21 protein-coding genes and 1 pseudogene are annotated in these 21,074 nt (G+C 55.7%); 14 read left to right on the top strand and 8 right to left on the bottom strand.

Annotated features, from left to right (window positions below; genetic code table 11):
• Nucleotides 1-3: 3 nt before the first annotated feature.
• From nirD to IF205_RS19715, 3 genes are read left to right on the top strand one after another with little or no spacing between them, the layout of a single operon-like run.
• Nucleotides 4-354, top strand: coding sequence for a nitrite reductase small subunit NirD (gene nirD / locus IF205_RS19725; RefSeq protein ID WP_259781068.1), 351 nt, complete (start codon nucleotides 4-6; stop codon nucleotides 352-354).
• Nucleotides 344-3,010 carry a nitrate reductase gene (locus tag IF205_RS19720; RefSeq protein WP_259781067.1) on the top strand — a complete coding sequence of 889 codons (2,667 nt, stop codon included), beginning with the start codon at nucleotides 344-346 and terminating at the stop codon, nucleotides 3,008-3,010. Before nirD ends, IF205_RS19720 begins: the two co-directional genes overlap by 11 nt.
• Complete coding sequence (locus IF205_RS19715) at nucleotides 2,982-3,950, top strand: precorrin-2 dehydrogenase/sirohydrochlorin ferrochelatase family protein (RefSeq protein WP_259781066.1); 969 nt, start codon at nucleotides 2,982-2,984, stop codon at nucleotides 3,948-3,950. The genes IF205_RS19720 and IF205_RS19715 overlap by 29 nt, the downstream gene beginning before the upstream one ends.
• Here the strand turns inward: IF205_RS19715 and IF205_RS19710 are convergent.
• Entirely contained in the window at nucleotides 3,856-5,232 is a 1,377-nt protein-coding gene (locus IF205_RS19710; protein WP_259781065.1) for an epoxide hydrolase family protein, read from the bottom strand. The two genes, IF205_RS19715 and IF205_RS19710, sit on opposite strands and share 95 nt — an antisense overlap.
• 328 nt (nucleotides 5,233-5,560) lie before the next feature.
• Between IF205_RS19710 and IF205_RS19705 the strand changes: the two genes are divergently transcribed.
• Nucleotides 5,561-6,427, top strand: a complete 867-nt coding sequence (locus tag IF205_RS19705; protein ID WP_259781064.1) for a LysR substrate-binding domain-containing protein — start codon at nucleotides 5,561-5,563, stop codon at nucleotides 6,425-6,427.
• 18 nt (nucleotides 6,428-6,445) lie between these two features.
• Here IF205_RS19705 and IF205_RS19700 read toward each other — a convergent pair whose 3' ends face one another.
• Both IF205_RS19700 and IF205_RS19695 read right to left on the bottom strand, forming a co-directional pair.
• Nucleotides 6,446-6,892 (bottom strand): GNAT family N-acetyltransferase, encoded by a 447-nt coding sequence (locus tag IF205_RS19700; RefSeq protein WP_259781063.1) that lies wholly within the window; start codon nucleotides 6,890-6,892, stop codon nucleotides 6,446-6,448.
• Nucleotides 6,892-7,332 (bottom strand): hypothetical protein, encoded by a 441-nt coding sequence (locus IF205_RS19695; RefSeq protein ID WP_259781062.1) that lies wholly within the window; start codon nucleotides 7,330-7,332, stop codon nucleotides 6,892-6,894. The genes IF205_RS19700 and IF205_RS19695 overlap by 1 nt, the downstream gene beginning before the upstream one ends.
• A 126-nt stretch (nucleotides 7,333-7,458) precedes the next feature.
• Here IF205_RS19695 and pdxR point away from each other — a divergent pair, with 126 nt between their 5' ends.
• The 9 genes and pseudogenes from pdxR (at nucleotide 7,459) to IF205_RS19655 (ending at nucleotide 15,987) form a co-directional block, all read left to right on the top strand.
• Nucleotides 7,459-8,910 carry a MocR-like pyridoxine biosynthesis transcription factor PdxR gene (gene pdxR / locus IF205_RS19690; protein ID WP_446007710.1) on the top strand — a complete coding sequence of 484 codons (1,452 nt, stop codon included), beginning with the start codon at nucleotides 7,459-7,461 and terminating at the stop codon, nucleotides 8,908-8,910.
• 163 nt (nucleotides 8,911-9,073) lie between these two features.
• Nucleotides 9,074-9,733 carry a hypothetical protein gene (locus tag IF205_RS19685; protein WP_259781060.1) on the top strand — a complete coding sequence of 220 codons (660 nt, stop codon included), beginning with the start codon at nucleotides 9,074-9,076 and terminating at the stop codon, nucleotides 9,731-9,733.
• Between the two features lie 84 nt (nucleotides 9,734-9,817).
• Nucleotides 9,818-10,660: a hypothetical protein gene (locus tag IF205_RS19680; protein ID WP_259781059.1), complete on the top strand. Its 843-nt coding sequence runs from the start codon at nucleotides 9,818-9,820 to the stop codon at nucleotides 10,658-10,660.
• A gap of 268 nt (nucleotides 10,661-10,928) precedes the next feature.
• Complete coding sequence (locus IF205_RS19675) at nucleotides 10,929-12,428, top strand: site-specific integrase (protein WP_259781057.1); 1,500 nt, start codon at nucleotides 10,929-10,931, stop codon at nucleotides 12,426-12,428.
• Nucleotides 12,429-12,621: 193 nt separating this feature from the next.
• A complete protein-coding gene (locus IF205_RS19670) occupies nucleotides 12,622-12,918 on the top strand; it encodes a helix-turn-helix domain-containing protein (RefSeq protein ID WP_259781056.1) in 297 nt (98 codons plus the stop codon).
• 3 nt (nucleotides 12,919-12,921) lie between these two features.
• Nucleotides 12,922-14,139, top strand: coding sequence for a type II toxin-antitoxin system HipA family toxin (locus IF205_RS19665; RefSeq protein ID WP_259781055.1), 1,218 nt, complete (start codon nucleotides 12,922-12,924; stop codon nucleotides 14,137-14,139).
• A 329-nt stretch (nucleotides 14,140-14,468) separates the two neighbouring features.
• Nucleotides 14,469-14,675 carry a helix-turn-helix domain-containing protein gene (locus IF205_RS19660; RefSeq protein WP_259781054.1) on the top strand — a complete coding sequence of 69 codons (207 nt, stop codon included), beginning with the start codon at nucleotides 14,469-14,471 and terminating at the stop codon, nucleotides 14,673-14,675.
• A 1-nt stretch (nucleotide 14,676) separates the two neighbouring features.
• Nucleotides 14,677-14,991, top strand: a pseudogene (locus tag IF205_RS20660) (HipA N-terminal domain-containing protein); the annotation flags it as partial.
• A 48-nt stretch (nucleotides 14,992-15,039) separates the two neighbouring features.
• Nucleotides 15,040-15,987 (top strand): HipA domain-containing protein, encoded by a 948-nt coding sequence (locus IF205_RS19655; protein ID WP_259781053.1) that lies wholly within the window; start codon nucleotides 15,040-15,042, stop codon nucleotides 15,985-15,987.
• Between the two features lie 260 nt (nucleotides 15,988-16,247).
• Here IF205_RS19655 and IF205_RS19650 read toward each other — a convergent pair whose 3' ends face one another.
• Nucleotides 16,248-16,727, bottom strand: a complete 480-nt coding sequence (locus IF205_RS19650) for a hypothetical protein (protein WP_259781052.1) — start codon at nucleotides 16,725-16,727, stop codon at nucleotides 16,248-16,250.
• A gap of 131 nt (nucleotides 16,728-16,858) precedes the next feature.
• On the opposite strand from IF205_RS19650, the gene IF205_RS19645 reads away from it, so the two are divergent.
• The gene (locus IF205_RS19645; protein ID WP_259781051.1) at nucleotides 16,859-17,197 is read left to right on the top strand and encodes a helix-turn-helix domain-containing protein; all 339 of its coding nucleotides are present in this window, start codon (nucleotides 16,859-16,861) and stop codon (nucleotides 17,195-17,197) included.
• A gap of 542 nt (nucleotides 17,198-17,739) precedes the next feature.
• Here IF205_RS19645 and IF205_RS19640 read toward each other — a convergent pair.
• From IF205_RS19640 to IF205_RS19625, 4 genes are all read right to left on the bottom strand, one after another.
• Nucleotides 17,740-18,012 (bottom strand): hypothetical protein, encoded by a 273-nt coding sequence (locus IF205_RS19640; protein WP_259781050.1) that lies wholly within the window; start codon nucleotides 18,010-18,012, stop codon nucleotides 17,740-17,742.
• A 657-nt stretch (nucleotides 18,013-18,669) separates the two neighbouring features.
• Complete coding sequence (locus tag IF205_RS19635) at nucleotides 18,670-19,893, bottom strand: FAD-dependent oxidoreductase (RefSeq protein WP_259781049.1); 1,224 nt, start codon at nucleotides 19,891-19,893, stop codon at nucleotides 18,670-18,672.
• Nucleotides 19,894-19,902: 9 nt separating this feature from the next.
• Nucleotides 19,903-20,370, bottom strand: coding sequence for a RidA family protein (locus tag IF205_RS19630; RefSeq protein WP_259781048.1), 468 nt, complete (start codon nucleotides 20,368-20,370; stop codon nucleotides 19,903-19,905).
• Complete coding sequence (locus IF205_RS19625) at nucleotides 20,355-21,074, bottom strand: gamma-glutamyl-gamma-aminobutyrate hydrolase family protein (RefSeq protein ID WP_259781047.1); 720 nt, start codon at nucleotides 21,072-21,074, stop codon at nucleotides 20,355-20,357. The genes IF205_RS19630 and IF205_RS19625 overlap by 16 nt, the downstream gene beginning before the upstream one ends.

Raw genomic sequence — 21,074 nt, 5'->3', positions numbered from 1 at the left:
CCGATGACCGAATTACTGAACTGGGTAGACCTCGGGCCGGTGGACAATATTCCGCTTCAGGGCGCGCGTACCTATCAGACCGAAACCGACCGAATTGCTGTTTTCAGAACGGTGGATGGTGAGGTTTTTGCGCTGGTTGACCGCTGCCCGCATAAGGATGGGCCACTGGCACAGGGGATTGTGCATGGTCATTTTGTGACCTGTCCGCTGCATAACATGGTCTTCTCGCTGGAAACCGGTGAGGCGCAGGGCGCCGAGGATGGCTGTGCCCGCAAGGTGGAAAGCCGGATCGTTGACGGCAAGGTGCGTATTGGTCTGACATCGTCGCAGATGGGAGCGATCAATGCAGGATGAGGTGAAAACAACATGTCCCTATTGCGGCGTTGGCTGCGGGGTAATCATTTCGGCCACGCAGGAAGGCTGGGCCGTTGGCGGTGACCCGGATCACCCCGCCAACAAAGGGCGGCTCTGTTCAAAGGGGGCCGCCCTGATTGACAGCCTGGATGCCGAGGCAGAGCGTGATTTCCGCTTGCTGTTCCCCAATGTCGACGGTGTGGACTGTGATTGGGATCGTGCCATTGCGGAAACGGCGGGACGGTTGCGTGAAACCATTGATCGTCATGGCCCGAAATCGGTGGCCTTCTACGTTTCCGGCCAGTTGTTGACCGAGGACTATTATGTTGCCAACAAGCTGATCAAGGGCTTCATCGGCTCACCCCATATCGATACGAATTCCCGGCTCTGCATGGCCTCTACTGTGGTGGGCCACAAACGGGCTTTCGGGGCGGATGTTGTGCCCGGCTGCTATGAAGACCTGGAACTGGCGGATCTGGTCATCCTGGCAGGCTCCAACCTGGCCTGGTGTCACCCGGTCTTGTATCAAAGGCTGCGCGCCGCTAAGGCTGCTCGGGGGACGAAGGTGGTCGTGATAGATCCGCGCCGCACCGCAAGTTGCGATATCGCTGACCTTCACCTGGCGATCAGGCCCGGCAGCGATGTAGCCCTGTTCAACGGGTTGCTGACCTGGGTCGACGATAACGGTTTGGCGGACTGGAATTACCTGACCCGCCATGTGGGCGGCTATGCCGCCACCGTTGCCTCTGCACGGGAGGACTGCCCGACGGTTGAACAAACGGCTATGACTTGTGGTCTCGAAGCCAAAGACCTCAGGACCCTTTATCGTTGGTTTGCTGAATGCGACAAGACGGTCACCGTTTTTTCTCAAGGGGTGAATCAGTCCAGCCAGGGAAGTGACAAGGTCAACGCCATCCTCAACTGTCATTTGGCGACGGGCAGGGTGGGCAAGCCGGGCTCAGGTCCATTTTCGGTCACGGGGCAGCCAAACGCCATGGGCGGGCGTGAAGTGGGCGGGCTCGCGAACCAATTGGCCGCTCATATGGACCCCAACGACCCGATGGATGTGGACCGGCTGCGTCGTTTCTGGAAGGCGCCTAATCTGCGTCAGGGTGAGGGCTATAAGGCAGTTGAACTCTTCCGTGCCGTTGAGCGGGGCGAGATCAAGGCGCTTTGGGTGATGGGCACCAACCCTGCGGTCAGCCTGCCGGATACCAGCCGGGTTCGGGATGCGTTGGAAATCTGTCCGCTGGTTATTGCCTCCGATGTGGTGAGGGAAAATGACACCCTGCGCTATGCTGATATTGTCTTGCCGGCGGCGGCCTGGTCGGAGAAATCCGGCACAGTCACCAATTCGGAACGCCGTATTTCCCGACAACGTGCATTCCGTAAGGCCCCAGGCTCGGCCAAGCCCGACTGGTGGATCATGTCTCAGGTCGCCCAGGTTCTCGGTTTTGAGAAGGCCTTTGCCTATCGTGATCCGGCAGAGATTTTTGCAGAATTCGCAGCCCTGTCGGAATTTGAGAATGATGGGATTCGTGCCTTTGATATCGGCCAATGGAGCAAGACCCGTAAAGGTGCCTATGACAGCATGGAACCTTTTCAGTGGCCCGCCTCCCGCGACAAGTCGCGACCGGCAGACGTGCGACGTCTCTATACGGATGGTTGTTTTACGACCAACAACGGTCGTGCAAACATGTTGGCTGTACGCCAGAAAGAGCCTCGCGCCCTGGCGGATGGTGACTATCCGCTGATTGCCAATACCGGGCGATACCGGGATCAATGGCATACGATGACCCGGACCGGACCGGTGGCGCGTCTGGCGGCCCATCGGCCGGAACCCCTGCTGGAGATTCATCCCAAGGATGCCGCCCATTACGGCCTGGTTGATGGCGGTTTGGCGCGTGTTGAAAGCCAGTATGGAAACTTGCTGATGCGTGTTTCCGTGACAGAGGCGCAGGCGGCAGGGGCGATCTTCATGCCCATGCATTGGAGTGACAGTTTCTCTTCCGACGGCGGCATCGGCCGTCTTGTTCCGCCGGAAACCGACCCGCATTCAGGTCAGCCGGAAAGTAAGTTATTCCCCGTCCGGATCGGTCCTTATCAGCCTATGTGGCAGGGCCTGCTCTTTTCCCGCCAGGACATTGACCTGTCCGGCCTGCCATATTGGGTAAAGGCGGCTGCGCCGGGCTGCCTGATCTATGAGATTGCCGGCGACGTGCCCCATATTTTCCGTTCGCTTCTGGGGCCGCATGAGGAAGGGCAGATCATCGAATATTCCGACCGTCAGCGTGGCGTGACCCGTCTGGCAAGGTTGGTGGACGATCAGGTTGCGTCAGCCCTGTTTGCCGCGCCGGATCGTCCGGTCCTCGACCGGAATTGGATCGCCTCTCTCTTTGGTGGAGGGGCTTTGGATGAGGGGGCTCGCGCAGGTCTGCTTGTCGGACGTACAGCATCCGGCATAGGGGTCAATGATCGACTGGTCTGTTCCTGTTATTCGGTTGGGCTGGCGGCGATTACCGACGCAATTCAGGGCCGGCAGGCAATCAGTGTAGAGGAATTGGGGCGGCTATTACAGGCAGGGACCGGTTGTGGTTCCTGCCTGTCCGAACTCAAGGAGATTGTTGATGAGACTGTCCCGCGCGCTGCAGAATAAGACGCTGAAGCCGGACGAGGCGGTGGCGGAAGAGAAATTCCCCTATTTTCCGGCTTTTGTGAAAGTGGCTAATCGCAAGGTCGTTGTGATTGGCGGCGGCGAGGCAGCAGCCGGTAAACTGCGCCTGTTATGCAGGACCGAGGCCAGGATCACGGTGATCGCGTCCAACCTTTGTGCCGATATCCGCCAAATGCGGGATACCGGTCTTATCACGCATGAGGGCAGGCCCTTCACGCCGGGAATGTTGGATGGGGCCGTGATGGTTTTTGATGGCGGCGGCGATGATTTCGTCACGCAGGAGGTAGAGGCCGCGGCGAAGGCCCGCAATATTCCGGTCAATGTGGTGGACCAGACCGACAGATGCGACTTTATCACGCCAGCGATCCTGGACCGGGCGCCGGTCATGGTGGCTATTTGCACCGGTGGTTCTGCACCGGCTTTGGCCCGCATTCTGAGACAACGTCTGGAGGCGGCGATACCCACGTCTGTCGGGCCGCTGGCGGCCATGGCGCGCAGCGCCCGGGGAATGGTCGCCAGTCTGCTGCCGGATGGGCGGATACGTAATCGCTTCTGGACATATTTCTTCACCGATTGGGGGAGGGGGGCTCGTCCTGAAAGCTCCGATACGCCACGTGAGGTGGTTTTGGCGGCAATGCGCGACTTTGTGGATCGGGAAAAAGACCCTTCGAGTGGCCCGCGCAGAATTGATATCTGCGAAACGGACCCGATGCGATTGCCCTATGGTGTGATCCGGGCAATTGAAACGGCAGAAATTATCTATTTCGATCCTCGCATACCAAAGGAAATATTGGGCTTTGCGCGTCGTGATGCCACGCTGCAAGAGCTCACCTGCTGTAGTCATCTGGCGCATGGTGATCAAATTGGCGCCTTGGATACGTGCGAGATGCAGGCTTTGTATCTGACTTGGACCATTCGCTGAAACAGGGCCATGTCCCGCTTTCTGGGACTATTGGGGGATGTCGGTGTGAGGGGTGTGCTCTACAGGCATTGCCTTCACACCGCCTGCGGTTTCGTATGTTATGACCCACTGCCGCGCTAGCGGCCAGCACTGCTGCAAGGCCTTCCTGCAGATCCCTGACGAAATGCTCGGGAACCTCCAGCGACGGAAAATGTCCTCCCGTTTCAGGTGACCTCCAGCGGACGATTTGCCGGTACCGCTCCTGTGCCCAGGCACGTGGGCACTTCTCGATGTCGCGGGGATAGACGCTGATTGCGGACGGGACATCGATCCGAAGCTCGGGGTCGAGCGAATTGTGACTTTCGTAATAGATGCGCGCTGCCGATGCGCCTGTTTGCGTCAGCCAGTACAAGGTGACGTTGTCAAGAATACGATCTCTGGAAATCGTTTCGAACGGGCTGTCTTCGGTATCTGTCCATTCAGAAAATTTGTCCAGAATCCAGGCAAGAAGCCCGACTGGTGAATCGACAAGAGAATAGCCGATCGTCTGCGGCCTGGTCGCCTGCTGTTTCGCATAGGCGGCGCGGTGACGCCAGAAGTCGCGTGTCTCCTCGGTCCATTCGCGTTCGATCGCCGTCAGGCCGTCGGCTGTCAGCCCCGGCGGTGCCTGTGCGAGTGTTGTGTGGAGTCCGAGAACCTGCTCCGGAAACCTGCTGCCGAGAATCGCGGTGATCACACCGCCCCAGTCGCCGCCGTGCGCGGCGAACTTTCCGTAGCCGAGCCTTCCCATCAGGTCCACCCAGGCGGCCGCAATCTTTTCGGTTCCCCACCCTGTGGCCGTCGGTCTGTCGCTGTAGCCAAAGCCTGGCAGTGATGGTGTCACGACGTGGAAGGCCGGGGCGTTCCGATCCTTCGGGTCTGCCAGTTCGTCTATGTTATGGACGAATTCAGCAATGCTTCCCGGCCAGCCGTGGGTCATGATCAGCGGGATGGCGTCCTGGCGTGTGGACCGGCGGTGCAGAAAATGGATTCCCAGACCGTCAATGGTTGTGCGGAACTGCCCGATCTTGTTGAGGCGTGCCTCGAACGACCGCCAGTCATACTCGGTGCGCCAGTAATTCACGACATCAATGAGGTCGGCAAGGGGAACGCCCTGCTCCCATCGGCCGGCGCCGGGGGCGGCGCGGCAGACCGTCTCGGCCTCCGGCAACCGCGCTGCGGCCAGCCGTGTGCGAAGATCGTCGAGGTCAGTATCAGTCGCGCGGGCCTCGAATGCCTGCACTTCGCTGGTTAGGTGGTTCATGAGGCGCTCCTGCCGATGTAATTCGTGGCGGTCATGCGCTTGAGTATTGCGCGTGTCAGTATTGCAAAACACTGACGAACGACTTTTGCGCGCTCGAACCGCGCCTGCAGGCAAATTCGGTGAATGACCTCCTGGTCGATGCCGGAACCTTGGGTGTGGCGGGTGGCTGTGTTCCCAATGGATAAATTGTAGAAAATATACGACATTGTGTTTCTCTCTCTGTTTATTAACTTATAAAAACTAAGAGTATGATTTGTTTGATGCTTGCCAGAAAAGCTGCGTTACTGTTAGTTTTTCTATTATTATGAAGAGAAACGATATTGGATGGTTGCCGCTGAATTCCCTTCGTGCGTTCGCGGCGGTTCATGAAACAGGTACTGTCGGTGCTGCTGCGGAGATGCTCAATGTGACGCATGGTGCGGTAAGTCAGCACCTGCGAGGCTTGGAAGACCGTTTGCAGCGCAAATTGTTTACCCGGTCCGGCAACCGTCTGGTCATGTTGCCGGAAGCCGCAGGACTGGCCGGTAATCTGCTCCGGAATTTCCGGGCGATTGCTGGTGATATCGACCAGTTTCGGCGTGACGACAATATCCTCAATATCACGGTCACACCGCATTTTGCCCAATATTGGCTGATGCCGCGCCTGCGTGATTTTCTGCAGCATCACCCGGAAATTGATCTTCGTATCAATACCGATGCGACGGTGCATGATCTTGCACAGGGTGATTTTGATGCTGCCGTCCGGCATGGTGACGGTAACTGGCCGGGGGTGAATTGCGAAAGGCTGCTTGAAGGTAGCGATGTCGTCGTGGCCGCGCCTTCGGTTCTGGGCGCTGTTTCCATTCAATCGCCGCAGGACCTGACCAAACTGCCATGGGTTCTGGATGAGGACCGGGACGTCGAAATGTCCAACTGGTTTGTTGATCATGGCGTGGCCCATCAAACGCATACCAGGGTCACCCGACTGCCTAGTGCACTGACGCTTGTTGCGGCACTGGACGGGTATGGTGTGGCATGGCTGCCCCGGGTTTATGCCGAACCGTATTTGACCAGTGGCCGCCTGGTCCAAATAATCGGTGACGACCAGTGGTCCGCGCAGAATACACGCTACTATTACCTGTGCTGGGCAGACAGCAAGAATGGCCCGGCTTTCAGGGCGTTCCGGGGATGGTTGAGGCGGCAACTGTCAGAATAACCGAATGGGCTGATGAGGTTACGGTTTCATCGACCAGTTCAACCATTTGCGGTCCGGTTCACCTCCTGCGGACAAATAGAAGCGTTCCGCATATTCATTGCCAGCCATGACAGTCCATATAATCTCTCCTGCACCCAGAGATGCTGCATGGCTTTGGACTGCTGAAATTAGGGCCTTGCCGGTTCCTTGTTGTCGTTTCGTGCGATCAACATAAAGCTCTTTCAGCACCAGCTTTGGCCGAAGTGTATATGTCCATCGAATGACATAGGTTACGGCCATTCCGACAATTTCGCCGTCATATACAGCAACGAAGGCCTTGAAGGTGGCGTTCTCTCCAAACCCCTGTTCCAGGATGCAGGACTTCGTGACCGCAAATTCGTCGATGTACTCTTCGAACTTCGCCAGTTCGACCATCAATTCGTGCAACCTATCCACATCGGCCGGTATCGCTTCGCGTACGATCATCAGTAGAGGCCATCGGCCAGTTTATCTGCCAGGTAACCGTCTGCGTCTGTCTGTCCAGACATCATGTGGCGAACCCATGCGTCGCGCTCATGCTGGCTGATTACGGCTTCCCAAACGCATTCAATGCACGGCACTTCAAGTGTCTTGAACCCGCAGCCATGATCTGCGGAGATGAGCCCGGCAACGATGTCGCCCTGGGTCCACGTCCGAAGCAACAGCCAATTGCCGTCTTCGCCTGTGTGGTAGACGAGGTAGCCGAGGCCATGATTTTGAAGCCAGGGAATTTGCGATCCCGACAGGGCATAATTCGCATAGTCAAATATGGGCTCCAGGTTGATGTCTCTCCGGTCTTCCAAAGCGATGGTATAGGGTTTCAATCTGATGCCGGAGCAGTCGATCATATCGTGGGTGCGAAAATAGCGCGGCTTATAAAGCCCCATCTTTATATCTCCATTTTTTGGTTTCCGGCCTCGCGGTAGGCATCCGTCCTGTTAGCCCGCCATCATTGTCACATTTCCGGTCCATTGTTATGGTCCGGAAAGGGAAGATTTAACTGGACCAGTATTGTGACCACACGACGACAAGGCACTGTCTCGCTGGATGCTTTTTCGGCCGAGGATCGAGCGGCGGGAAGCATCACCGATCAGATTGCGAACCACCTGCGCAAGGCGATCCGTTCCGGGCGGCTTAGACCGGGCGACCTATTGCCGTCGTCACGCGAGCTTGCCCGTGAGATGGGGGCTGCCCGGGGAACTGTGGTTGCGGTGTTTGAGATACTAAGCGCCGAAGAGTTACTGACCCCAAAACCGGGAGTAGGCGTGTTTGTCTCACAATCTGTGGAGCAAATATCTTCTGATGACAATAGGGTGGTCGATGAAATTGTCACGTCGCCCGCTGTTGTCCCTGAACCGGCAACGGATAGTATGAGCCGTGCCTGGATTGACTTCAGGCCCTGCCGGCCCTCTGTGTTGGAATTCCCGCGAAACACGTGGAAAAAATGCATGTCTGATGCGTCCGTAAAGGCCCCTGGCCCCGACTATGGCGATCCTCAGGGCATCCGTGATCTGCGGGTTGTGCTTTCGGATTTTTGCCGGCGGTCGCGTGGGCTGAACGCAACGCCGGAGCAGGTCTTCGTCAGCATGGGCATCACGCATGCAGTTAGCCTGCTTGCAAGGCTGTACCTGCAGCCGGGCTCCAAGGTGATTATGGAGGATCCCGGCTATCCGCTGGTCCGGCAGCTTTTTGAAAGTGCGGAGGCGGAAATCATATATTGTCCTGTGGATTCGGATGGCCTCGTTGTCGATGCTCTGCCCTCAAATGCATCTGACGTGTCGTTTGTCTATGTCACGCCCTCTCATCAGTTTCCGCTGGGCGGCAGGTTATCGTCCCGGCGCCGTCGAAAGCTTGTGCAGTGGGCAATGGATAACGGGGTTATCGTGCTGGAGGACGATTACGATGGTGAGTTTCGCTATGACGTGCCTCCACTCCCGCCGCTGGCATCACTACCCAACCAATGCGTTATTTATCTGGGAACTTTCTCCAAGACACTCTTTCCGGATATTCGGCTGGGATATGTTATCGCCTCGGCTGACGTGGTCCAGGCGATGACGCGCTACCGAACGATCCATGAATACGGTCAGGACACAACATCCCAACTGGCGCTGTCTCAGTTTGTCGGCTCCGGTCATCTGGAAAAACACATTCGGAGGATGAGCAAGCTGTATAAGAAGAAAAGAATGGCTGTTCAAAGTGTCTTGCGGGAATTGTCGATACCCGGATCTCTGACGGGTCTGGAGTCCGGTCTGCATGCCGTGCTTGCCTTGGATTCAAAACATGACGCGGAGAAACTCTCCGTTGCGGCCGCATCGAAGGGATTTCTTGTGCCGCCTGTGTCACGATATCAGCATTCGGTCCGCAACGTAGTAAATGGATTGGTGGTGGGATATGCCGCGCCGGACCTTACACAAATTGCAGAGGGGCTGGGGTGCCTGGCAGGCCTGATGCGGTGCGGAAAGTAAAAGGCTGTGTGATCGAGATGTCGGAACATTTTACAACACGACATCACCCGGCGTTGCAAAGAGGCTGGTAACTTCTCTGCTGACAAGGGAAACGCTGTATTGGCATATTTTATGCCTCAAAAGAGGTGGAAGATTTCAGTGTGTGTTCGGTCAGGGGGAGGAAATGCATCTCAAGTCATTCGCTTCGGCGCTGGTCCTGGCTATTGCCGGGTGGCTTGCCATGCCTTCTCCCTCGGCTGCCGGACTGATCAACGAGATCAATGGCGCCTTGAATCCCTATGATGCGGATCTGGAACCCTATAGGTCTAATTCGGCTGAATATCAGGGTCTCGTTCAGGGGTTCACGTTGAGGTTTATGGTGAACCACAATGCCGCTTATATCGGTGGCTCTGGCTCTCCGCGTTATCGTGACGCTTTCATCAATGCGACATTGGAAGACTCAGCCGGGCGGGTTTACACCTTCAATCGCGGTGATTGGGTGCAATACGGTCCCTCAGGTGGTCCGCTCTACTATATTGAGTTCTTCGGCGCGTATGCCGGCTTTATTCCCCATTTCACCTTCTATTATGAAGACTATTCAAAACCCGGTACATTCGGCGATTTCAATTTTCTGGACAGGATTGGGGACAATATCGCTGCGGGTGTAGGTTTTGGGTATGGGCTGACTATCGACGCCAGCTATACGGTGGTCGACGGTTGGTATGTGACGGGCGGTCAGGTGATCGGCGGGCGGACGATACAGCCTGTGTCTGCGCCGGGATCGTTGTCGTTCGTGATGTTGGGAGGCCTGATGGTATTGGCGTGCCGACGGTGGAGATTTTGATCTCGGGTCAAATTGCATTGTTTTGCTTTGTTGCAACTTTTGGTGTAACTTGTATGTGGTGTTATGGTATGCATGGGGTGTGGTATGAAGTATTTTCATTGCTCCGTCATTATGTTGGCCCTGATCGCGGCTGGTTGCGGTGGTCCCGGGCTCAAGACCACGACACTTCATCTGAGTGAAACCTCGACTGCGGAATATGTGGATGGCGGGCAGGACTGGCCCGTCTATTGTGGCCTCAATACAAAGGGGTCCAACCCTGAAACGCCGCCGCCTGATGTCGTCTGGGCTGGCTATAAGCGGTTTTACGATGCGGGGACACAGCCGGCACCCTGTCAGCGCTGGGGGAATGCCGTCTATCGCGGCGCCTTTTGTTTCGACCTGTCATCTTTGGACAATAAAAGCATCGTTGCTGCGACATTGCGGTTTTCCAATGTCGGCACTGAATTTCACAGGGATCACGAAGCCACGAATGTTGCCGGCAGTTGGGTCAGAAAACTCCAATTGGCGACCAGCGACTGGCGCCTGCAGCCCAGTCCGGTGGTTGGAACCAGCAGGAATGTTCTTTACCCGGCGAAGGCAATCGCGGGCCTGCCGGATTTACCCGTGGGCAACCCTCCGCCGAGCAGCGACAGTTTCCCGGTGAAATTCGATTGGGTGACTTACGAAGTCGAGGTTTCCGCCCTATTGCGCGACCTGGTTGGCAACAAGGAACCGAACTTGGGCTTCATCCTGATCGGGGTGGATGAAACGGTCGATCATAAAAACGGCAATACCGCGCTGACAAAGGTGGGAAGGATTTCTCTGGAAGTGACTTACGGAGAAAACCTCATTGAGGGTGGTCGACCGTTAACCGACAATCAACAAGCCGTCCCGCCCAGACGTCCGTTCTTGACCCATGTGAACTGCGTGATGGGATCAATTCCATAATCGCTAACGTTTTGATGTTCCGGACTGGGAGAATGGCGCACCCAAGAGGATTCGAACCTCTGACCTCTGCCTTCGGAGCGGAAACTAGCGTATAAGTTGTATAAATTTTTGAAAATTTATTTGGCAAAAATATGCTTTTACTTACGCTATAAAGTCAACAAATTATTATATTTTGTTCGGATTCTGCGGATCGGCATCTGTTGACATGAGCTCATGGTTCATGAGACACATGGTCCAGACACAGTTCAATCATAAATGGAATGTTGACATGGCCGCAGCACAGCAGCAGCTCGGAGAGCGTATTCCCTTGATCCCTGAGGTGTTGAACCTCTACCGTCGGGAAAATTCGAATAACTACTATTTCGAAATCCTGCAGAAGGGCCAGCGTCTTGTGCGCCGCTCGACAGGCAAATGCGACCTGCCCGCGGCGGCTACTGTTGCGAAAGAGAAATACGGTGAACTGATGGGCCGGCAGGCACGCGGGCTGCCGTTGAAATATGAGCCGATCATGCGGGTCATCCGGGACTATCTGGAATACAGGCATGGCGAATATGAAAAAGACCAGCTCACCTATTCAACCTTCTATCAGGACCGGACGGTGTTGGAGAAACACTTCCTCCCTTGGGTCAAGGAGCAGGGTTTCAAGTCTTTGGCGGATATCGATGAATTCCACCTGCTGGCGCCGAGCAACAAATCATCCTATCGCGAATGGCGGCTGCGTTATTCGACAACGTTGCCGGACAAGGCGTCCATTCGCTATATCCGGGACGGTCAGCTCGTTGAGACACCGATTACCAGGACAATGCGTCGGGTGCCGACGGAGGCGACGTTGAAGCGTCAGATGAACCCGATCAAGGGGCTCTATCAATATGCCGCTCAACACAGGCTGATCAAACGATCCCAGATCCCCGACTTCACAATCCGGAAACCGGAAAAGCTGACGCTTTCCGACTATGATAGTTATGACCCTCGCGCGAGCACGGACAATAAGGCGAACTGGCTCAAGCTTCATGAATTGGAGCAGCTGATCGAAGCCGCGGAGAAACGGCTGGCTCAGGCGATGCGTCTCCGCATCAAGTCGGTGATGAAATATGGTTCAGCCTATGTGGAACGCTCCCATCACAAGCTGGTGGTGATTGACCGGTCCAATGGCCGGGAAACCCGTATCACCCAGCGGGCCTGGTATCGGCTGCTGCATATCTATTACATCAAGATCATGGTGAATACCGGCATGCGGCCCGTCGGTGCGAGCCGAATGCGTTGGAAGCATGTGATGGAGGTGATCGCGCGCAGCAAGAAACGCAAGGCCATCCAGATTTCGGTCTATGAGAAGAGGAAGATCAGGGACATTGTCTGTGAATATGACATGGCTGACGTATTCCGCGAATTGGCGCCGATTGTCTGTGAGGGGCGTTCCTTTGAAGAGGTGATGTCCGATCCGGAACTGCTGCAAAGACAGGTCTTTCCGCTCAGGCTGGTTCGCAAGGCTCTTGGCCGGTTGTTCGAGGATGCCGGGCTCGGCGGTCGCGGTTTCTCGCCCTATACCTTCAGGCACACCTATATCAACTATCAGATGCTCTATAACAAAATCCCGATTGAGCGGGTGGCGACGCAAAGCGGCAACTCGGTCGAGGTGATCAAGGACCATTACGATCACATCTCGCCCCTTACCCTCGCCAGCCATGGATTGGACCGCCGCCCCAACGGCATGTGGAGCAGTGCATGCATGCCTCTGATGGATGATGATGAGGAGGATCAGTGGGAGTAGGAGGTGCTGTCCGGTTTGTGTGTGAGGAGGGTGAATGGCCCTATCTTCAAGAAGATTCAGGTAATAGAGTTCTATATAAATACCTATATGAAGTTGTGTATTCTATATAGGTATTTATATCGTGTACCTTGATTGTGGGCGTAGTTTCATATATCTATCGATATGGATAAACTAAAGTCATATTGGTTTTGATATGAAACTTACTCAACTAGAGAGCATAGGCGATACCCTGAAAAGAAGACGGCGGGCCCTCGGGCTTTCGCAAGATGCTCTTGCTCAGAAAGCGGGGGTTACCCAGGCTCAGATATCGAGCTTGGAACGCGGGGCCAACGCGCGCACGGCAACGACGGTAGCGGTGCTTCGTGCCCTTGGTCTTGAGATGGTGTTCGCCCCAAGGGAATTGGTGCCGGCGATAGAAGCCCTGCTTGAAGGGAGTACGGTATCCGAGGGCGAAGAAAAACCGCTTTACGCCCTGGAAGACGAGGACTGATAGGTGGCCGAGGTATTGGACATCATTCTACACGGAGTTCGTGTCGGCCAGGTCGTTGACCTGGGCGGGGACCGTTCTGTCTTTTCGCTGGATGAAGGCTATATATCAAATCCTGACCGGCCGACGGCCTCCCTTGGCTTCAAAACCCCGTCAGGGGGCGTCACTCTGAAGCTGAAGGCGCGGCAAAACAAGATTGATCCCTTTCTTTCAAACCTGCTCCCGGAAGGTAAGCTCAGAGACTATGTGGCGGAGAAGGATGGCATTCATCCGACCCGTGAATTTCAATTGCTCAAGGCGCTTGGAGAGGATTTGCCCGGCGCGGTCATCGCACGGTTGAACAAGGAAGACAGCGAGGGCATTCCAGAGCACGAGTTGGCCGCAGATGAAACCGCGACCCGCGATGGCCCCCTGAAATTCAGTTTGGCCGGTGTGCAGATGAAGTTATCGGCTCTGCGTGCTGCATCCGGAGGGCTGACGGTTCCCGCAACCGGTAAAGGTGGCAATTGGATACTGAAGTTTCCCTCGGAGAAATTCCAGGCCGTTCCGGAGAATGAGTTCTGGATGATGACCTTTGCAAAACGTCTCGGCTTTGATGTTCCGGACTTCGATCTCGTTCCCATCGATGTCATCGAAGGGCTGCCGAGCGGTATCCGCACTGACTTGGGTGACGTGTTTGCTATTCAGAGATTCGACCGGACTGAAGACGGTGCACGGATACATATCGAAGATTTTGCCCAGGTCTTCAGGGTGTATCCGAATGACAAGTATAAGAAGGGAAACTTCGGCATGATCGCCAGGGTTCTCTGGGCTGAAACCGACGAAGGGGCGATTGTCGATTTTGTCCAACGGATCGTTTTGAATGCAGCCATCGGAAATGGGGATATGCATCTCAAGAACTGGTCGCTCATCTACCCGGATGGGAAGACGCCCAAGCTGGCTCCTCTGTATGACTACCTGTCTACGTTGACATATGTCGGACAGGAAGACCTCGGAATGAATTTCGCCGGGACGAAGCAGTTTCACGAATTGTCATCTGACCGGTTCACGACGTTCATTGATCAGGCAAAACTTCCGGGGGCAATAGCAATGAGAGCCGCAAAAGAGATGGCTGTGCGTATAAGGGACACTTGGGCTGACTTTCACTCGGAAGTTCAATTGCCGGAGGAAATCATTGCGGCCATCGAAAGCCATATGAGATTGGTGCCGATATTGAACGAGTAGCTGCGCTTCCTCTTAGTAATGATGATTATCATCGTCAGGGGGCCTATTCGGCGAGCGCGGTGTCATTCATTGCTTCGACCGATCTTAAGGTCAGGTTTTCTGTATTTTATATCTCATAGGATTTCCGACTCTCCTGGGGGAGGTAAATCTACCTAGTGTGGGTTGCATCGACAGTCGGGAATGGTTTGCAATATCGCCGTACCTTGAAAATCGGATAAAAACCATATACCTTAAATACAGGGTATTATGAAAATATCCGAAGTACCCGTTAGAAAGGGCTTAATGTGGGCCAACTGACAATAATCCGTAATGCGACAGATCTCGGAGCATTGATCAGAACCACCCGTAAAAAGAAGGGGTGGCGGCAGGTCGATCTCGCCCGGCAGGCCTCTATGCGCCAGCAGCTCATCTCTGACCTGGAAAATGGCGTGGCGGCATCACGGCTTGATACAATCCTCAAAGTTCTCGCGGCCCTTGAGTTGGATCTAAGCGTCACTGCTCGCCGGGAGCCGTCCTTCGATCCATTGGAGTATTAGCATGGGACGCAAACGTCGCTCGCATGCTCTGGATATCTATATCGGGAAGACAAAAGTCGGCTCTTATGCCTGGGCCGCGTCGGGGGCGACGTCTTTTCGTTATAGCGACAACTGGCTTGCCTCAGGTCGCGGCTTTCCGATTTCGCTATCCCTTCCTCTCTCCGACTGGATTTGGACCGGAGATGCGGTTACCGGCGTTTTCGATGGGTTGCTGCCGGATGATCGGAGGGTAAAGGAGGCAATCGCCGCCCGTGAGGGGGCCGGTTCCGCTGGTACATTCGATCTGCTTGCCGCAATAGGCCGTGACTGTGTGGGCGCGCTACGCTTTGTTCCGGAGGGCGAGGACCCGGGCGATTCTGCCAGTATGAAAAGTCGGCCGATCGATGAAGACGAAATTGCAAAGCGTCTTGCGGGCTTAGCCAATGCCCCGTTGGGGATGGCTGCCCATGGAGGTGACGAGAAATCCGAGGAAGACTTCCGCATTTCCATCGCGGGCATGCAGGAGAAGACAGCATTCCTTTATCTCGATGATGGATGGCACCTCCCGCTTGGTCCAACACCCACCTCCCACATATTCAAACCGGCAATGGGCGAGGGGCCGAATGGGGCGGACTTTTCAGATACACCGTGGAATGAATGGTTCTGCTTGGAAATTTGCTCCGCTCTGGGGCTGCCAACAGCAAATGCCGAAGTCCGGTATTTTGGCAATAAGCCGGTCATTGTCGTGGAGCGATTTGACAGACATTGGCGAGACGGAGTGCTGTACCGATTGCCGCAGGAAGACTTGTGCCAGGCAATGGCTGTTCCGCCCACGCGAAAATATGAAAGCGACGGCGGCCCGGGTATTCTCAAAATTCTGGATATGCTCCATCAATCAGCAAATCCGCGTTCGGATCGCCTGAATTTCCTCAAGGCTCAGATCGTCTTTTGGCTTCTCGCCGCGATAGATGGTCACGCAAAGAACTTCTCCATATTCCTGTCACCCGGCGGTTTCAAGCTGACACCGATTTATGACGTTATGAGCGCCGCACCATATCCGGAGTTGGTCCCTCAGAAGGTCAAACTGGCGATGGCAATCGGGGATCGCCGGCATTATCGGCTCCAGGAAATTACCCCTCGACATTTCTATCAAACGGGCCAGGCCGCCGGCCTTCCGAAAGAGGATGTGGCTGAGCTTCTTTCGGAAATAAAAACGTCGGTCGACTCGGCATTGCAGCATGTGACGGAAGCCGCCGACGCGGCGGCTATGCCGGGGAGAACCCGGGACCCAATACTAAGGGGTGTTCGTGAGCGCGCAGAGCTGATCGACTGATCTCTCTTCCAAAAATCCAAAATATGAGATCGCCGAGGTTGCTTGGGCGAAGCCCTCGATGAACTCATGCCGATAAGGCCGCATCTAACCGGCAGACCGAGCTCCCTTTGCAGCCCGGCTGCAAAACCAGATCAAACACAGATCAGACAAAACAACCCCGTCCAAGTGCGCCTGGACGGGGTTTCTCTTCCTGCGACCGGTCCGGCGGCATTCGTCTGAACAGGATCGACCGAATGGATCTGCCCGCTTCCGGGATGGTGTCAGTCCGCCGGGTCCATAACGGGCCCATCGTGACGCGCGATATAAGCGTTTGTCGCTTCAACAGAAGGCAGTTTGAAGGGGAGCCGGATCAGACCGACAATGCCCCAGATCATCATCGGAACTCCGATTACGAACAAGGACAGGAGAATCCCCATCGCAATGAGCTGAATGTAAGGGAAGAGCATCGTCCTGTTCAGTTTCTTACGGATATGAGCGTAATCCGCCCGAATGAGGCGACCCGTTTTCGGGTGGCGAAGGGCGACCGCGATCAAGGTCTTGTTATTGTTATAGGGCAGGCAGTGCAGCTCGATCTCGTCACCTACATTAAAATAGGTGTCGACTTCCGGCGTCACGAGCACGTTCTTGTAGAGCTGATCGCCGACAAGCATCGTCGAATAAATTGTGCCCTCAATGCTTTCTGAAGACGTCCCGACCGTATCGAGACGGCCCTTCATTGTTACAAATTCTGGCTTACTCATCCTCTCAGCACAGCTCCCCTGTCATCGGCAATGGGTGTTACAATCGAAACCCGTATTAATACTCGATTATTTTAAGAATAAACGCTCGTTGATCCATTCATCAAGAATAAAAATCGAAACAATATCCGTTAATGGATATTAGAAATCGAGTTGCACTACGGATTAGAGAGATCAGGAAGCGTCGGGGCCTCACCCAGGAGGACCTTGCCTCCCTTATCGACCGCAGTGTCGATGCGGTTTCCAACTTTGAGCGTGGGGTCAGCCTTGCCAATTACGAAACCCTGGAACGGCTGGCCGTGGGCCTGGAAATTCCTGTTGCGGATTTCTTCGCGGAACCGGAGGCCGATCGTGAGCGGACGGTGCTGATGACGCGGCTCGTGGATACGGCCCGTGCTCTCGATCGCGACACCCTCGAGAAAGCGGTCGGTATGATCGAGCTTCTTGGCGGGAACCGGTCCCACGGGGACTGATCCAATAGAACCGGCCCAGCCGAAAGATATCCATCTCCCATTACTTGAGTGACGGCGGCGCGCCGACGAGCGAGGCAGACGGATCGACTTTGCCATAGGAACCGGCACCGTCGGATTAGGACCCCGGAAATCGTCCATCGCCCTCCTCCTTCCAGGGGACCTGAATTTTTTGTGGACAGGATGAGCCGGGCTGCGGGCATTGGCTTTTCCCTGTTTTGTCCGCGAAAACGTGTTCTAACCGGATCAAATCGTTACCCCCTGTTCCGGAAGCGGAAATCGACCGCTTTCACCGGTCCCTGAGCGGAATCAGGTCGATGTAATTTAGGACCCATGCAACCTGATGTGAAAGCGGGTCGTTCCACCCTGTTTCCGGTGCCACTTACCCCTGAAACAGGGTGAGATCGGGGTAAGATAAACTGAAAAAGTTTGCCTGTTGTCGTTTCCTAACCCCGCACATTCGACTCCCAACTGAATCAAAAAGCCTCGCAACCCCGGTAAATCGTTTCCTCAAAATTTGAGTGGGGGCCGGTGGGGCATCTGTCTCAGTCCGGGGGCGGCGGCGGGGCACTGAGAAGGTCGAGGAGCCGGTCGAACCGGGTCCGCAGCAATCGGTCGAAGTCCCGGCGGGAGAGGATCTCGTCGGCCCCCGAAGCAACGAGCCCGAGGGCTTGTGGATTACTTGCCGATCCGGCAGGATCAATGGTGAGGATAGAGACCGGCTGGTCGCTGACGATCCTAGAGATGCCTCCCTCCCTGAGTTCGATCAGGAGCCTTGGAACGGGAACAGCCTGGCTGTTGGTAGCGTCATCCTGCATGGTCGTTGGGTCCTTTCTTTGAGCTATGGGCTGCTGACGGCGCGGCTGTGCCGATCCGGTTCCTGACCTGGGGCCACTTTCCGCTCTCATCTGCCGGATGCGGACCGGGAGCCATATTGACTATTTGGTCAGGACGTTTTCCTCGACTGGCCCCGATTACGGTCTGAAACCTGCTCCCCCCGTTACTCCTGAGTTTGATCACATCATTAGTCCGGTTAGGACACGATTTTAACCACCCCCTTCACCAACTTTGGGGAAACGAATTGCCAGGGTTTAGGGCGAATTTTTCCCTGAACCTGCTAGTGCCGCACCGGCGTGGACAATGGGGTGACAGCCGCAATCGCACTCTCGACGGCGGCCCGGAGTTTGCGGACGCTGAGCCCTTGGTCGAAATGCTCGGCCCTGAGATGGTTGATTTATATGATGCAGAGGTGTCAGTGCGAAGGAGACGCCATCCGTCGATCGTGACTGGCAGCAGGATCGGTTGTCAGATTATCTGGCCCTAACGGTGCGGGCGCATTCTGCAATCGTCATGACAAGTAATGAGGCAGCTGTGAACAAACAGGTGCCGATACAATGACTGGAGCAATGTTTTTATGTGGGGGAAGTAATTCTACGCTGACCTCGCATAGATACTGTCTTGCCGTTCAACGTCGTCTAGGCACAATCCTCGTCAATCAGTCTCCGGAGTTCTTCCGAGGCCCCTAAAGCGAGTGTCCAGCCAAGCGTGCCGTGTCCATAATTGGCAAAGACCCCTTTTGTCGGTGTGCGTGCGATGACCGGAATTGAACTCGGTGTCACCGGTCTGGCGCCTGCCCAGGGAGAAATCGATCCCTCGTCAACATTGACAGTAGAACCGAAGGCGCTTCTGGCGCCGTCGACAAGGGCCTGGAAACGATCTTGCCGGAAAGCTAGATCACGGCTGCCGATATCGGCGATCCCGGCAATTCTGAGTTCACCGCCCAGACGTGCGAATACCAGTTTGCGCCGCGTATCGGTGATCGACACATTGAACAGCCCCTCTGAAACAGGCAGGCTCGCGGAGTAACCTTGGACAGGCCATATCTGTGCATAGCGTGGTCGCACCTGCGTGCGAAGGGAGGAGCCGATGCCGGTTGAAACCACAACGATATCGCATGGCTCCCGCTCTTCTTTGTCCAGCTCTATGCCACAGGCGCGGTTCTGCCGGGTGACGATCCGTTTTGCGGTCACACCAAAGCGGGTTCGAAGGCCGAACTGTTCTGTGGCAATAGCAAGAAGCTGCTTGCTGAACTGGCGGGGGCAGCCGACGGCGTCTTCAGGGCTGTAAACGGCGGCGGCGAATTCGTCTTGATACTGTTTCAGCGCAGGTTCGATGCTTTCCGCTTCCTGGCGAGACAGTAGAACCTGCTTCAGTCCACGCTGCGTTTTCCATGTCATGAGGGATCGGGCCGCTTCAATGCCCGGGGTCGAAGGGACTAGAACCAGTTTCCCGGCGATGCGGTAGTTGAAGGAAAGATCATATGTCGAAATCAGTTCCGCCAGCAGTTGCTTGCTGACATCCGCAATTTGTAGCAGTGCTTCCGTGTTGCGCAAAAATCGAGTGTGGGTCGAATTCGTCAGGAAGCGAAGTCCCCAGATCAGGAATTCCGGGTCCAGCGCCAAACTGACCCGATATGCCGGGTCGTGGCCCAGAAGGATCTCCGGCAGGTGTCGTATGAGCGAGGGAGAGCCAAGCGCATCGCAATAGGCATAGCTCAACTGTGCCCCATTGCGTTGCGATGCGCCAAGACAGCTCTCGGCGTTGCGGTCGATGAGGGTGACCTCATGCCCCGCACGTGCGAGGATGAAGGCGGACGTGGCGCCTATGATACCGGCGCCAACAACGGCAATTTTCGCCATTTTGACCTCTCAAAGAAACGCCGTCAGTTCAATTTCCACAGGGACACCGCGTGGCAGTGACGCGACGCCAATGGCACATCGCGCATGGGCTCCCTTGTCGCCGAAGATTTGAACCAAAAGCTCGGACGCGGCTTCGATCACAGCGCCATGCTGGGTGAAGTCGGGCGTTGCCGACACATAACCGGCCATGCGGCCAAAACCTTTGACATTGTCCAGGCCGCCGGTGGCATGGCTGAGTTGTGCCAGTGCGTTGAGAAGGCAGATACGTGCCGCCTCTTGTCCTGTCTCGATTGAGATATCGTCGCCCAGGCGGCCCGTTGCAAAGACCTGACCGTTATGCAGAGGGACCTGTCCCGATACAATCACCTGTCCACCATGAACAAGAGCACCGACAAAGCTGCCGGGGGCTGCAGGCGGTTTTGGCAGGGTCAAGCCAAGGGCTTCCAGCGCCTCGCCAGGGGTCAGTGTTTGGGGCACGGGTGAGACTCCTTTCTTTTGAAGCAGGCAGATACGAAACAAGTGAGAATTGTCCGGTCAAACGCCGTCAGGCGGTATTCGGGATGCCACTGAACGCCCATGGCAAAGGGGTGGCCGGGAACCTCAAGGGCCTCGACGATACCGTCCGGCGCCGTGGCCGCGACATGAAAGTTCCCGGTATGAGCCAGGGCCTGCTTGTGGAGAGAATTAACGAGGATTTCACTGGTTCCTCCCCCCAGAGCCATATGCGCGAGTCTAGTGTCTGGTGTAGGGACGATCGGATGTGCTGGGCTGTTGGGGATTGGCTCGGGATTGTGGTTAATTGTTTTGTCGGGGCCTTCGTCGGTGGCGGGCAGAAGCTCTCCCCCCAAAGCGAGACCGATCATCTGCATACCATTGCAAATGCCCAGGAGCGGGATTTCCTCCTCCAGTGCTGTCCGGATGAGTGCTCTGTCAAAGGCCTGTCTTTTCAGGGAACCGATCTCGCCCGGATGGGAACCGGTTACCAGAAATCCGTCACAAAGGTTGGCGTAGAGGCTAATTGCGTCGGGGTCGAAGGGAAGCAGGATGCTTTGTGCGCCAGTGTCGCTCAGCGCTTCCACATAATTGCAACGGACGCTGTAGGAGGCATCGGTCGGCTCATTCTTCTCGATCCGGTCGACAGTGATGCCGATCAGCGGACGTCTTGTCCTGTTGTCAATCAT

The sequence above is a fragment of the Aestuariispira ectoiniformans genome, from assembly GCF_025136295.1.
Lineage (GTDB): Bacteria > Pseudomonadota > Alphaproteobacteria > UBA8366 > Aestuariispiraceae > Aestuariispira_A > Aestuariispira_A ectoiniformans.
The sequence above is the reverse complement of the archived record's forward strand: the minus strand, read 5'-3'. Positions and strand labels throughout refer to the sequence as shown.

What these genes read in the sequence shown, in the direction of transcription:
- nirD (WP_259781068.1), top strand. Translation starts at nt 4, where the DNA reads ATGACCGAATTACTGAACTGGGTAGACCTCGGGCCGGTGGACAATATT.
- IF205_RS19720 (WP_259781067.1), top strand. Translation starts at nt 344, where the DNA reads ATGCAGGATGAGGTGAAAACAACATGTCCCTATTGCGGCGTTGGCTGC.
- IF205_RS19715 (WP_259781066.1), top strand. Translation starts at nt 2,982, where the DNA reads ATGAGACTGTCCCGCGCGCTGCAGAATAAGACGCTGAAGCCGGACGAG.
- IF205_RS19710 (WP_259781065.1), bottom strand. Translation starts at nt 5,232, where the DNA reads ATGAACCACCTAACCAGCGAAGTGCAGGCATTCGAGGCCCGCGCGACT.
- IF205_RS19700 (WP_259781063.1), bottom strand. Translation starts at nt 6,892, where the DNA reads ATGATCGTACGCGAAGCGATACCGGCCGATGTGGATAGGTTGCACGAA.
- IF205_RS19695 (WP_259781062.1), bottom strand. Translation starts at nt 7,332, where the DNA reads ATGGGGCTTTATAAGCCGCGCTATTTTCGCACCCACGATATGATCGAC.
- IF205_RS19685 (WP_259781060.1), top strand. Translation starts at nt 9,074, where the DNA reads ATGCATCTCAAGTCATTCGCTTCGGCGCTGGTCCTGGCTATTGCCGGG.
- IF205_RS19680 (WP_259781059.1), top strand. Translation starts at nt 9,818, where the DNA reads ATGAAGTATTTTCATTGCTCCGTCATTATGTTGGCCCTGATCGCGGCT.
- IF205_RS19675 (WP_259781057.1), top strand. Translation starts at nt 10,929, where the DNA reads ATGGCCGCAGCACAGCAGCAGCTCGGAGAGCGTATTCCCTTGATCCCT.
- IF205_RS19670 (WP_259781056.1), top strand. Translation starts at nt 12,622, where the DNA reads ATGAAACTTACTCAACTAGAGAGCATAGGCGATACCCTGAAAAGAAGA.
- IF205_RS19655 (WP_259781053.1), top strand. Translation starts at nt 15,040, where the DNA reads ATGAAAAGTCGGCCGATCGATGAAGACGAAATTGCAAAGCGTCTTGCG.
- IF205_RS19650 (WP_259781052.1), bottom strand. Translation starts at nt 16,727, where the DNA reads ATGAGTAAGCCAGAATTTGTAACAATGAAGGGCCGTCTCGATACGGTC.
- IF205_RS19645 (WP_259781051.1), top strand. Translation starts at nt 16,859, where the DNA reads ATGGATATTAGAAATCGAGTTGCACTACGGATTAGAGAGATCAGGAAG.
- IF205_RS19640 (WP_259781050.1), bottom strand. Translation starts at nt 18,012, where the DNA reads ATGCAGGATGACGCTACCAACAGCCAGGCTGTTCCCGTTCCAAGGCTC.
- IF205_RS19635 (WP_259781049.1), bottom strand. Translation starts at nt 19,893, where the DNA reads ATGGCGAAAATTGCCGTTGTTGGCGCCGGTATCATAGGCGCCACGTCC.
- IF205_RS19625 (WP_259781047.1), bottom strand. Translation starts at nt 21,074, where the DNA reads ATGATTGACAACAGGACAAGACGTCCGCTGATCGGCATCACTGTCGAC.